The sequence below is a fragment of the Heliomicrobium sulfidophilum genome, assembly GCF_057715735.1.
The window spans coordinates 253601-266893 of sequence record NZ_JBVTZZ010000005.1 but is presented as its reverse complement, the minus strand read 5'-3'; the positions used below and the strand labels follow the sequence as shown (position 1 = coordinate 266893).

General features: G+C 59.0%; 9 protein-coding genes and 1 riboswitch. All 9 genes read left to right on the top strand.

All coding sequences use genetic code 11. The features are described from left to right. The first annotated feature begins 6 nt into the window (after nucleotides 1–6). The 9 genes from AC0CW1_RS06980 (at nucleotide 7) to AC0CW1_RS06940 (ending at nucleotide 13110) form a co-directional block, all read left to right on the top strand. A complete protein-coding gene (locus AC0CW1_RS06980; protein ID WP_488182358.1) occupies nucleotides 7–2919 on the top strand; it encodes a response regulator in 2913 nt (970 codons plus the stop codon). 372 nt (nucleotides 2920–3291) lie between these two features. Beyond that, complete coding sequence (locus AC0CW1_RS06975; RefSeq protein ID WP_488182357.1) at nucleotides 3292–4086, top strand: MBL fold metallo-hydrolase; 795 nt, start codon at nucleotides 3292–3294, stop codon at nucleotides 4084–4086. A 177-nt stretch (nucleotides 4087–4263) separates the two neighbouring features. Then, nucleotides 4264–4486, top strand: a riboswitch (Lysine riboswitch). Between the two features lie 159 nt (nucleotides 4487–4645). After that, complete coding sequence (gene lysA, locus AC0CW1_RS06970; RefSeq protein WP_488182356.1) at nucleotides 4646–5959, top strand: diaminopimelate decarboxylase; 1314 nt, start codon at nucleotides 4646–4648, stop codon at nucleotides 5957–5959. Nucleotides 5960–6368: 409 nt separating this feature from the next. Then, nucleotides 6369–9044, top strand: coding sequence for a CBS domain-containing protein (locus tag AC0CW1_RS06965; protein ID WP_488182355.1), 2676 nt, complete (start codon nucleotides 6369–6371; stop codon nucleotides 9042–9044). Beyond that, entirely contained in the window at nucleotides 9037–9666 is a 630-nt protein-coding gene (locus tag AC0CW1_RS06960; RefSeq protein ID WP_488182354.1) for a site-2 protease family protein, read from the top strand. Before AC0CW1_RS06965 ends, AC0CW1_RS06960 begins: the two co-directional genes overlap by 8 nt. A 155-nt stretch (nucleotides 9667–9821) precedes the next feature. After that, nucleotides 9822–10823 (top strand): tryptophan--tRNA ligase, encoded by a 1002-nt coding sequence (trpS, locus tag AC0CW1_RS06955; RefSeq protein ID WP_488182353.1) that lies wholly within the window; start codon nucleotides 9822–9824, stop codon nucleotides 10821–10823. Between the two features lie 6 nt (nucleotides 10824–10829). Next, nucleotides 10830–11573 carry a segregation and condensation protein A gene (locus AC0CW1_RS06950; protein ID WP_488182352.1) on the top strand — a complete coding sequence of 248 codons (744 nt, stop codon included), beginning with the start codon at nucleotides 10830–10832 and terminating at the stop codon, nucleotides 11571–11573. A 112-nt stretch (nucleotides 11574–11685) separates the two neighbouring features. Beyond that, a complete protein-coding gene (gene scpB, locus AC0CW1_RS06945) occupies nucleotides 11686–12252 on the top strand; it encodes an SMC-Scp complex subunit ScpB (RefSeq protein WP_488184104.1) in 567 nt (188 codons plus the stop codon). Between the two features lie 3 nt (nucleotides 12253–12255). Continuing rightward, nucleotides 12256–13110, top strand: coding sequence for an alpha/beta fold hydrolase (locus AC0CW1_RS06940; protein ID WP_488182351.1), 855 nt, complete (start codon nucleotides 12256–12258; stop codon nucleotides 13108–13110). Nucleotides 13111–13293 lie beyond the last annotated feature (183 nt).

The following is a 13293-nucleotide window of genomic DNA, read 5'->3' as shown; positions in this document are numbered from 1 at the left end:
GAAGCGATGAACAAAGCGCCGAGCTTCAACATAACCCAAAAGTTCATCCTCTATCTTTTGCTGATGACCATCATTCCGCTCGTGATCGTCGGGATGGTGTCTTTCAGCATGTCCAAACAGATCATCCAAGAAGAGGTCAGCGCCTATACGCGGGAATTGATGAGCAACCAGCGCGACTATATGGTGCGGATGCTGGAAGAAGTGGAGAGCCTCATCGCTAATATCTCCAGCATCGAAGACATCAAAGCTGTCGTCGATGATCGCGGCGAACGGCCAGACGACTTCACCAGCCTGGCCACACAGGCCAAGATCGGCTACATACTGAGCGGCTACACCAACTTGAAAGGCCTCGTCTCCATCGATATCTTCTCCCTGGCCGGCGCCCACTATCATGTGGGCGACACCTTGAACGTGCAGGAGATTCGCAGGGACCTCAAAGAGCAGATTTATCAGGCGGCGTTGCGTTCCGATAAAGCGGTCCTCTGGACCGGCATCGAGGATAACGTCAACGCCAACTCCAAACATAAAAAAGTCATCACGGCGGCCAAGGTCCTCAAAACCTTCGACAGTGAGACGATGCGCGAAAAGCCGATCGGTCTGCTGCTGGTCAACTACAGCATCGAAGCTTTCTATGCTCACTTCATCCAGACCGACTTCGGCAAAGACGCCTTCATGATCATCGTCGACGGCAAAGACCGGATCATCTTTCACCCCCAGAAAGACAAAATCGGCAGCCAGATCAACCCGGAACTGCTGACGGCCTTCAGCGGCGCCACGGCGACCATCAACGAGAAGATCGACGGACAGGAGATGTCGATCACCTATACCCGATCCGAAGTAAACAATTGGAAACTGGTCAGCTTCATCCCCATCGACAAGCTGACGGCCAGGACGAGCGATATCCGGAACAGCACCCTATTGGCGCTGGCCCTCTCCATCGGCGTGGCCGTCTTTTTTGCCTTCCGTTTCAGCAAGCAGAACGTGGAGCCGATCAAAGAGATCACACGCCTCTTCCAGGAGATCCGTGAGGGGACCATCGATGTGGAAAGGCGCCTTCCCGAAGGACCTCGCGACGAAATCGGCGAGTTGATCCGCTGGTTCAACACCTTTTTGGACAGCCTGGCCGAGAAAAAACAGACCGAGCAGGAACTGCTGCAATCGATCGAAACACAGACCCAGTTGACGCTCCATCTGGAGAAGCTGAACCGGGAATTGATGGCCGCCAAAGAGGAAGCGGAGAAATCGAACCAACTCAAATCGGAGTTTGTGGCCAACATGAGCCATGAGATCCGGACGCCCATGAACGCCATCATCGGCATGACGGGCCTGCTCCTCGATACGCCGCTGAATCCCCAGCAACGCGAGTTTTGCCTGATTGTCCAGGATTCGGCCAATTCGCTCTTGACGATCATCAATGACATCCTCGACTTCTCCAAAATGGACGCTGGCAAGATGGAACTGGAAATGATCAGCTTCAGCCTCGTCAATGTCGTCGAGAGCATCGGCGAAATGCTGGCCTCGAAAGCCTTTGAAAAGAACCTCAACCTATCCACCTTTGTCGACCCTGGCACGCCGCCGCTGCTCCTCGGCGATCCTGTCCGTATCCGCCAGATCCTGCTCAACCTGGTGGGCAACGCCATCAAGTTCACCCATCGGGGGGAAGTGGCCCTTCGCGCCGCGGTTCTATCCGAAACGGAGCAGGCCGTCACCATGCGCTTTGAGGTCTCCGATACGGGCATCGGCCTCTCGGAAGAAGCCCGCCGTCGCCTCTTTCGCCCTTTCACCCAGGCGGACGGTTCGACGACCCGCAAATTCGGCGGCACCGGCCTGGGCTTGTCCATCTCCAAGCGGCTCGTGGAGATGATGGAGGGCGCCATCGGCGTGGAGAGCCAGTTGAGCAGAGGGTCTACTTTTTGGGTGGAGATCCCCTTGCCCAAAGGCCACCAGCCCGGTGAACCGGAGGAAACAGAGGAATTCCTCCGCGGGCGCCATGTTCTGCTCGTCGGCGCCAGCGGCAGCAGCCGCCACAGCTTGCGCCAGTACCTCGCCGCCTGGGGCATGACGACGGGAATCACCGATGAGGCCGATGAGGCTCTTCACCGGCTGAGGCAGGCCGCTGCCGCCCAGGCGCCCTACGACTTGGTGATCGTCGAGTCAGGATTGCCGGGGTTGGACAGCCTGGCCTTCGCCCGGCAAGTCCAGGACCAGTTCCCGAAGGCCAATCTGAAGCTGATCATGGTGACGGCCTTCAACGCCCGCGAAGAAGGGGAGACGGCCCTCGAAAAGGGATACAACGCCTACCTGACCAAGCCAATCAAGCAGTCGCAACTGTTCGACTGCATCGCCAGCGCCATGATCGGCTCGGCGTCAAATGCGATTTCCCTTTCTACACCAACACCAACGGCTGCCCTATCGTCGGCTTCATCTGCGTCTCCCTCCTTGTCTCCGCCGCCGGTACCTTTTCCGGCAACGGCGCCGTCACCGATGCCATCGTCGACGATCGAGTTGCCGCACAGCCATCGCCGCATCCTTTTGGCTGAGGACAATCAGGCGAACCAGCGATTGGCCCTTTTGCTCCTGAAAAAATTCGGCTTTGAGGCTGATGCTGTCAGCAACGGCCGCGAGGCGGTGGAGGCCTGCGCCACTGGCAAGTATGCCCTGGTGTTGATGGACTGCCAGATGCCCGAAATGGATGGCTTTGAGGCGACCCGATTGATCCGCGCCGCCCAATCAGCCGGTGGACCGGCTGTGCCGATCATCGCCATGACAGCCAATGCCATGCAGGGCGACCGGGAATGCTGCATCGCCGCAGGGATGGATGATTACATCAGCAAGCCCATCAACCGGGAGGCCATGCAGGAAGCGCTCCGGAAGTGGATCCCTGAGAAAGGGAGCAGGGATTCGGAAGACACATTGTAAAATACAGAGTAAAAAGGATTTTTTGCAAAAAGGCCAATGGGCAAAAAAGGAAGTTGGAGCCATGAAGGTCCATCGCTTTTGCAGAAGCAGAGGCTTGGTTTTTCATGGCTTTTTTCGTGTACCAAATTGCAACAACGATTAGCCGAGGGTGGAGCAAATGGTGGAGGAGGGCGATTATTATAAGGGCGCTGTTAATTCGTGCTTTTTCGCCGCAAAGTCGAAGTGAAAAGCAGGAAAAGGCAAGCCGGTATCCAATTGAGCATAGAAGGGATGGAGCGGTCCATGATGCCCTACACTTTGTTCCGGGAGGGAAGGCCTTTGTCCCAGCGATGCTTTGATGTAACCTTTTGGGGGGTGAGGGGTTCCCTGCCCATGCCAGGGCCGCTCACGACTCGATATGGCGGCAATACCCCCTGTGTCCAGGTGCGGATCGGGGAGCGCGATTTTATCATTGACGCGGGATCGGGTCTTCATCACTTGGGGCAGGCGTTGAGCAAAGAAAACAGTGGGTCCATTCAAGGAACCTTTCTCATCTCCCACCTCCATTGGGACCACATCCAGGGCTTCCCCTTCTTTTTACCTGCTTTTGCCAGTAAAAACCGCTTCACCCTCTACGGTCAGGCAAAGTTGGGAAAAACCTTTGCGCAGCTGTTCCGGGGGCAGATGCAGCCCCCTTATTTTCCCGTCCTGCTCGATGCCATGGGGGCCCAGTTGGACTTCTGCGATCTGGCGGGCGGCGACGTCCTCGATTTCGGCGATGGCGTCACGGTGCGGACGGTCTTGTCCAACCATCCCGATGAATGCTTGGCCTTCCGAATCGAACAGGGTGGACGTTCCTGCTGCTACGTGAGTGACACGGAGCACTATGCCTGGATTGACCCGGTGTTGAAAGAATTCATCGCCGGCGCTGATTTGGTCATCTACGACGCCTGTTATACCGATAGGGAATACGAGGGCGGCGAAGGGAAGCCATCCCGCAAGGGCTGGGGGCATTCGACTTGGCAGGAGGGCATCAAGCTGGTGCAGACTGCTGCCGCAAAAAAGCTGATCCTCTTTCACCATGCGATGGAACGGACCGATGTGGACTTAGATCAGATCGAGGGAATGGCGAAAGTCCTCTATCCTGACTGCCTGGCGGCGAAGGAAGGGATGACGATCCGTCTGTAATTTTGATACCGATGCGATTCCATTGCTGTTTCCGATTCGAAGGCCAAAAACGAATCGGGAACGGCGAAGCCGGGAACAGGGGCGGAGGAAGATTCTAACGCCTTGACAGCCATTTTCTCGCATGCTAAGATGGGCTCAAGTTCAGCACAAGTTCATAGAGATGCCTCATCTCCGTCGAGGTGAGGTAGAGGCGCGGTTAATCAAGAGTAACTCCGGGAAGGTCCAATGGCATGGACGGCGCAACGGAGGGAAAGGGATGGCCGCCGAAGTCCAGGTTTGCCACATCTGGGCTGGGTCTGCAGTGAAGAACTGCAGGACTGTCACCGGGGAACATTCCCACTTCTCATTCGGCATGCTGTGCTGGTTGAGGAAGGTTTCACGGTGGAGCGCTATCTTACGAGATGTATGGGAAAGGGAGAGAGGCATTCTTAGGCGCATGAGTAAACCGCCGCCGGGAATGACCCCGGCGGTTTTTGTTTTGCCTCGAACGAATGCCAATATATTCCTTTTGGCCATATAAAAGAAATGAAGCACATTGTGATGAGGGGAGTCGGCAACATTGAAACTACACGGAACTACTGCCATCAACGAGCGGGGACATTTGGTCATCGGAGGCTGCGATGCAACGGACTTGATCAAGGAGTTCGGCAGTCCTTTGTATGTGATGGATGAAGCCCACCTGCGGGAAAACTGTCGGAAGTATTACGAGGCCTTCAGCGCCTCCGGCGCCGGCGAGGTGCTCTTCGCCTCGAAAGCCTTTATGAACATGGCCATGTGCCGCCTGGTGGAACAGGAAGGTCTGGGGCTCGATGTCGTCTCTGGCGGCGAACTGTACACGGCCCGCCGCGCCGGCTTCCCTATGGAGAAGATCTACTTCCACGGCAACAACAAGACGCCGGCTGAACTGCGCCAGGCGATCGAATACGGTGTCGGACACATCGTCGTCGACAACCTCTACGAAGCGGACCTGCTGAACGCCATCGCCGGAGAGATGGATGCCCGGGTGCGGGTGCTCCTGCGCATCACCCCTGGCATCGACTGCCATACCCACGAGTTTGTCCGCACCGGTCAGATCGATTCCAAGTTCGGCTTTACCTTGCCCACCGGCCAAGCCCTCGCTGGCGTCAAAGCCGTCCTGGAGCGCGGCAACCTGATCTATGATGGCCTCCACTGCCACATCGGCTCCCAGATCTTTGAGTTGGAATCCTTCAGCTACGCCGCTGAGGTGATGATGACCTTCATCGATGAGATCCGCCGGGAGACAGGCGCTGAGACGGCGATCCTCAACCTGGGCGGCGGCTTCGGCATCCGCTACACCGAGGCGGACACCCCGGGCGATGTGGCCGAGTACGCCCGCATCGTGCTCTCTGCCGTCGCCCTGGAGGCGGAAAAGCGCGGTCTGCCTACGCCGAAGGTCCTCGTTGAGCCGGGCCGCTCCATCGTCGCCACGGCAGGCACGACCCTCTACACGATCGGTTCTGTGAAGGAGATCATCGGCGTTCGCAAGTATGTTGCCGTCGACGGTGGCATGACCGACAACCCCCGTCCGGCCCTCTACGGCTCCCGCTATGAATCCATGCTGGCCAACAAGGCCACCCAGGAGGCCGAAGAGGTCGTCTCCGTCACCGGCAAGTGCTGCGAATCGGGCGACATGCTCCTCTGGGACGTGTCCCTGCCAAAAGTGGAGTCTGGCGACATCCTCGCCGTGTCCTGCACCGGCGCTTACAACTACACCATGTCCATGAACTACAACCGGCTCGGTCGTCCCGCCGTGGTCTTCGCCCGTGACGGCAAGGCGGCGGTGGTCGTGGAACGGGAGAGCCTTGACGACCTGATTCGCAACGACCGGATTCCGCCGTACCTGCAACGGTAACTCACTTCATAGGCAGGCTGCGGTTGACGCAGACAGCTACCTGCCATACTGAGAAATAACGTATCTTGTTCAACGGACCATCCGCTTATCGACGGGTATCTACGAAAGGTGGTGAAGCACATGTCGGAAAAGTTCTATGAGATGATGATCGAATCGCTGAATCAATCCCAGAATCCCCAAGCGGTACGCCCGGGAACCGACGATGCCGCTGACACCACGCCGGAGAAAAGCAGTCGGTAAGTACGGAGAATGCTCATGATAACGGTGGCCTTTGTGCCGCCGTTTTTCTTTTTATCAGAATGGAGCCGTTTTTTTGGGGACAGCCCATCCGCCAATGGGCAAGAAGTGGAAAAAAACAAAGTCCCTATGCTATAATGTACGTTATGAATGCGCGGGGAGGCGGCGGCCGGTGGAGATCATCCTCACACACAACAATACCGATTTTGACGGCTTGGCTGCCTCTTTTGCCGCCTCAAAGCTCTACCCCCGCGCGGTCCCTGTCCTTGCCGGAAAACTGAGCGCCAATGTACAGGAGTTCATGGCGCTGCATAAAGATACGCTGGGGTTTAAGACGATCAAGGACATCCCGGCCCACCAGGTGAAGCGGGTGATCCTTGTCGACACCAAGATGGCCTCCCGGGTGGGGCCTTTGGGCCAGTTGACGCAAAAACCCGATGTGGATGTGCACATCTATGACCACCACCCCGCCAGCGCCGACGATGCGCCAGCATCCCTGCTGGTGCGGGAGGATGTGGGTGCCGTGACAACGCTCCTCGTCGAGATCCTGCGCCGCCGCCACTGCCGGCTGACGCCTTTTGAAGCGACGGTGCTGGCTCTGGGCATCTACGAAGACACGGGCGGGCTTATGTTTTCGACGACGACTGAGCGCGATGCCGCTGCGGTAGCTTACCTGCTCGGTCGCGGCGCCAACCTGTCGGTGATCAACGAGTTTATTGACCGCCCCTTGTCGGTGGAGCAGAAGGAATTGCTCCGGGAACTGACTCAGCGTTCCGTCGTCCTGGTCATCCATGGCATCCGGGTCGTCGTCACCTCGGCTGAACTGGAGGAGTACGTAGAGGGACTCTCCCATCTCGTTCACCGCTTGGGCGACATTGAAAGTCCCGACGTGATGGTGGCCGTCGTGCGCATGCATGACCGGGTCCATGTGGTGGCCCGCAGCCGCATTGAGGCGGTGCGGGTCAACACCCTTGTACACCCCCTCGGAGGCGGGGGGCACGGCTCAGCGGCGGCGGCCTCGATCAAGGGCGGCGAAGCCGGGCTCATCCTGGAGCAATTGGTGAAGAGCCTCTATAGCACGATCCGGCCCCAACAGGGTGCCCGGGAGATCATGTCTTCGCCGGTGAAGACGATCACCCCCGATACGACCATCGATGACGCTGGCAAGGTGATGCTCCGCTACGGCCATACGGGGCTTCCGGTGGTGGAAGGCGACCGTTTGGTCGGTGTCATCAGCCGCCGCGATTTCGATAAAGCCTACATCCACGGCTTGCGCCATGCCCCCGTCAAGGGGTTTATGTCGCGCAACGTGATCACCATCAGCCCCGATACATCGCTGCGCGACATCCAACGCCTGTTGATCGAACATGATATCGGCCGTTTGCCTGTCCTCGAAGGGGGAAAACTGGTCGGCATCGTCTCCCGCACGGACGTGTTGCGCACCCTCCACGGCGAGAACATGCCTGTTCGCTACTGGACCAATTTCGGGATCCAGCGGGCGGGCGAAGCGGCGCCGCTGGGGATGGACCGACAACTGGCCCAGCGAATGCGCGGACAACTGCCGCCTCCTATCTTCGACCTCTTCGAAGATGTGGGCCGCCTCGCCGACGGAAACGGCGTCCAGGTCTATGTGGTAGGTGGCTTTGTGCGAGACCTCCTGCTGGGTGTGAACAACCTCGACATTGATCTGGTCGTTGAAGGTGACGGCATCCGCTTTGCTGCCGAACTGGCACGTTTCCTCAAAGGAACCCTGCGGACCCATGAAAAGTTCGGCACTGCCGTCATCCGCTGGGGTGACCAGAAGATTGACGTGGCGACGGCGCGGCGGGAGTTTTACCAGTATCCGGCCGCCCTTCCCCAGGTGGAGGCTTCCGACCTGCGCCAGGACCTCTACCGGCGCGATTTTACCATCAACGCCCTGGCCATCCGCTTGAACCGCGATCGTTTCGGCGAATTGGTCGACTTTTTCCAGGGACTGAAGGACTTGGAACAGGGGATGGTCCGCGTCCTTTACAACCTGAGTTTTGTGGAGGATCCGACGCGCATCCTGCGGGCGGTCCGCTTTGAACAGCGCTATCGCTTCACCATCGAACCCCAGACGATGGGCTTTGCCCGGGAGGCCATCGCCCGGCAGATGATCCGGGAGCTCTCCTATGAACGCATGGTCGACGAGTTAATCCTGATCCTGAGCGAGGAAAACCCAGCGCCGGCGTTGCGCCGAATGACAGAACTGGGTCTGTGGGAATTCCTCCTGCCGGGGCTGGAGTGGAACCCCTGGGTGGAGGTGGAGGTGGCCGCCGCGCCGCCCCTGCTCAAGGCGCTTGCCGAGGCGGGCCTGCCTATTCCACGGCGGCCCTGGGTCGTCTATTTCTACGTCCTGGCCCGGCACCTCTCCCTGGAAGGCGTTTCTTTTGTCAACGACCATTACCCGTTGAAGCAGGCCATGCGGGAGGGCTTGTTCAAACTGCATAAGGAAGGGAAAGCTACCAACCAGGCCCTGATGAACTGGCTGCGGGGCGATCATCCCTTGAGTAAACTGGAGGTCCTTCTCCGGGACTGGCCCGAAGAAGCCATTCTGGCCTTGCGGGCTGGCTTTTCCCTCTCCGATACGTTGCGCCTCATGGCTGCTTGGCGGCAGATCCGGGAGACGCAGCCCCGACTGACGGGACAGGACCTGAAAGCGCTCAAAATCCCGCCGGGACCGGTCTACGCCCGGATCCTGAACCGGTTGCGCCTGGAGCGCCTCGACGGCCGGCTGGCCGACATCGACGCCGAGCGGGACTTCGCGATCCGCCTCTTGAAAGGGGAATCGCCACCGTTGGAGACAAAAGGAGGCAACCATGTTTGATTTTGATTTGACCAGTTTGGTCGCTCGGGCGCCAGCCATCCTGATCGCCTTGGCCTTGCACGAATACGCCCACGCCCGCATGGCCGTCTGGCTGGGCGACCCGACACCACGCTGGGAGGGCCGCCTGACCATCAACCCGATCTCCCACCTGGACCCGATCGGCACGCTCATGCTCATCTTCGGCCCCTTCGGCTGGGCGAAGCCGGTCGGCGTCAACCCTTACAACTTCCGGGGCAACAAACAGCGTGGGATGATGTTCGTCGCCCTGGCCGGGCCAATGATGAACGTGCTCCTGGCGATCGTTTCGGTGGCTCTTTTCGTCGGTTTCGGTAATGTCAGCGAGGCGAGGGCGCTGCTGTGGAGCATGATCAGCATCAATGTGGGCCTCGCTGTCTTCAACCTGATCCCCATTCCGCCCCTTGACGGCTCCAAAGTCCTGGCCGGCCTCTTGCCCTACCGGAGTCAGGGCTGGTTGCGCCAACTGGAGCAGTACGGCCCCATGCTTCTGCTCGTGCTCGTCTTTTTCCCGGCAGTGTCGAGCGTTTTGTTTCAGCCCCTGTATGACGCGCTATACAGTCTGGTCTTTCCCGTAGGCATCGCCATTGGCCAATTACTATTTTAGAGAGACGCCTTTACAGAAAGCGCAGAGGAGATTGCTTCAATTCGTTTATGACATAAGCTTGATGGATTTAGCGTTTTTACAAACCTTAACAAGGCGCAACCGGGTGTATAAAGGTAATCATAGTGAATGGTGTCATAGAGGAAGGAGTCTTCAACGTGAAAAAGGGAAAAATCTTCAGCGGCATGCGCCCGACGGGTCGTCTGCACATCGGCCACCTGAGCGTCATCGAGAACTGGATCCGTTTGCAGGACGAGTATGACTGTGTCTTCGGGGTCGTTGACTGGCACGCGCTGACGACAGCCTTCGATGATGTCCAGGCGATGCAGCAGCGCATCCGCGAGATCACCCTCGACTGGCTATCGGCAGGCCTCGATCCCGAAAAGAGCCCGATCATGGTCCAGTCTCAGGTCAAAGAACATGCCGAGTTGCACCTGCTCTTTTCCATGATGACCCCGTTAAGCTGGCTGGAACGGGTCCCCACCTATAAGGACCAGATCCAGCAGTTTGGCGCCCAAGGCAAGGACATCAGCATGTACGGCTTCCTGGGCTATCCATTGCTTCAGGCGGCCGACATCCTCGTCTACAAAGCCACTCATGTGCCGGTCGGACAGGATCAGATCCCCCATATCGAGTTGAGCCGCGAGGTGGCTCGTCGTTTTAACCACCTGTACCAGAGGGAGGTCTTCCCGGAGCCGCAGGTCCTCCTCTCTGAGGTGCCCATGCTGCCGGGGATCGACAACCGCAAGATGAGCAAATCCTATGGCAACGACATTCCCTTGTCGGCGACAGCCGAGGAGATCAAGGAAAAGGTGCGCCTGATGGTCACCGACCCGGGCCGCGTGCGCAAGACCGACCTGGGCAACCCCGATGTCTGTGTCGTCCACATCTACCACAAGATCTACAACAATGGGGAGGTCGCCGACATCGGCGATCAGTGCCGCAAGGCCGGCATCGGCTGCGTCGCCTGCAAACAGCGCCTGGCGGCCAAGCTGGAAGCGGTCCTCGGCCCCATCCGGGAGCGGCGTGAAGATCTGCTGGCCAAGCCCGGCCGGGTCGACGAGGTTCTGGCGGAAGGTTCTCTTCAGGCCCGGGCCAAGGCGGCCGACACGATGGAACAGGTCCGCGAGGCCATGGGTGTCCGTGGGGTCATGGACTGACCGGCCATGGCATACCAGGTCAGCCTGCCCGTTTTTGAGGGGCCCTTCGACCTGCTCGTCCACTTGATCGAGAAAAACCAGGTCAACATCTATGACATCCCCATCGCCCAGATCGCCGCGGAGTACCTGGCTTACCTGCAGCAGATGGACGAGCTTGATCTGGAGACGGCGAGCGCCTTCTTGCTGATGGCTGCCCAACTGCTGGCCATCAAGGCGCGCATGCTCCTGCCCAAGCCGCCCAAGGCGGAGGCCGAGGGGGCAGGCGATGACAACGAGGACCCGCGCCAGGAATTAGTCGACCGCCTGATTGAGTACCGCCGCTACAAGGCGGTGGCGGAACTGCTCAAGGAGCGGGAAGTGGACCGCAACCGCGTCTACAGCCGTGTTGTCGACCCGGCTACCCTGGCCTGCCTCTTCGGCGAAGAAAACCCGCTGGAAGGGGTGATGGTCGGCGACCTACTGGCGGCCTTGCGCAAGGTCTTGAGCCGCCAGGACAAGGAAGACCCTGTCGCCGATATCCCTCGGGAGGAGATTTCGGTGCAGGCGCGGATGCAGGAACTGCTCGCGTCGATCGCCCAGCTTCCGCCCCAGGCGCCGATCCCCTTTTCCGCTCTTTTTGCGGGGCGGTGGCGCCCGGCGGAGATCATCGTCACCTTCCTGGCCATGCTGGAACTGGTGCGCCTGAAAAAGGTGCGCGTTCTCCAGCGGGAGGCCTTGGATGAGATCTATCTGATGGCTTCAAGTGGATAGGCCATCGTTCTTTGTACGTCTTTTTGAGGTTTTCTGTGTACGCCGAATGGGACGGTTATGGCCTAAGGCCGATTGAATGGCTACGGCCTGTGGGGGGATTCCGTTGACCGCCATGTTTCCCAATTCGATGAGCCGTGTGATCGAGGCGCTTCTTTTTGTCTCCAGCGATCCCCTCTCCGTCGAGGCGCTTGCCGAAGCGACAGGCTTCGCCGCAGAAGCGGTGCGGGAACTGCTTGCCGGACTCAAGGCCGACTATGACAGGCAGGAGCGGGGTTGGCAGTTAGAAGAGGTGGCCGGCGGCTTCCGCCTGTCTACCCGGGCTGAGTACGCCCCCTATATCGAGCGGTTGCTCCGGACGCCCCAACAGGGTCTTTCCAACGCCGCCCTGGAGACGCTCTCCATCATCGCCTACCACCAGCCAGTGACGCGCGCCGAGATCGAGCAGATCCGGGGCGTCAAGGCGGACCGCTCCCTGGCGACACTGCTTGGCAAGGGGTTGATCCAGGAGGTGGGGCGGAAAGAGGCCCTGGGCCGGCCCATCCTCTACGGGACGACAGACAGCTTTCTTCGCCATTTCGGCCTGCGCAGCCTCGATGAACTGCCAAAGCTGGAGGAAGTCTTCCTCCAGGAGGAACTACCTCTAACAGGGCGCGGGGAACATATCAATCCGGAGGTATGACGGATGCAGCCTGAACGCCGACAACTGACGCTGACTGGGATAGGCCTTTCCTATCTGGAATGGAAGGGGAAGGGGACAGAGCCGCTGCTGCTCCTGCACGGTCTGGGCGACCATGCCCTCATCTGGACTCCCTTGGCGAAAGGGCTCGCCGACCGCTTCCACATCGTCGCCCCGGACATGCGCGGCCACGGTGAGAGCGACAAGCCGGGGAGCGGCTACAGCTTTCGCGAGGTGATCGCCGACCTGGAAGGCTTGATGGATCACCTCGGCTGGAGTGATGCCCACATCGTCGGCCACTCCTGGACGGGCAAGCTGGCCCCCATCTGGGCGCGCCTGAACAAAAGGCGCTTCCGGAGCATGGTCCTCGTCGATCCGATCTTTATCGTCAAGATGCCGGCCGTCATGAAACTGTCTTTTCCCATCCTCTTTCGCGTCCTCGACAGCTTAAAAGGGATGGGACCCTTCAGAAGTTACGCTGAAGCAGAAACGCTGGCCAGAGGCTTGCGCCAGTACCAGGGTTGGAGCGAACACCAGCAGATGGTCTTCCGGGAGGGTTTGGAGCAGAAACCTGATGGCCGATGGGGCAGCAAATTCGTCGTGCCGGCCCGCAACCAGATTTTCGACGATGTGATGCGCGTCGCCGGCCTGACCGAACCCATCACCGTGCCCACCTTGTTCGTGCAGCCCGAAAAAGGCGTCAACCGCGCTGATTTTCAGATGAAACCCTACATAACCTACCTCAAGAACCTGGAAGTCCACCGCATCGCCGGCAACCACTGGCCCATGCTGGTGGAACCGGAGATCTTCAACCGGACTGTGGAGGAGTTTCTTGTCAAGCAATTGGCAAAGCATGCATAGCAAGAACACTGCTGGCGCCTAGCGTGCGGTGAAACGTTAGTTGGTCGGGTATGCGTACGTCTTAGCGTCTAGTATGATTAGAAAATGATTGAGCTTTAGACCGATTCTCAAAATCTGAAAAGTCGGGGTGGATGGGCCTGCGAGCGATTTGGGCGGATCGGCGAGAGCGAGCGCAGGCTGCTG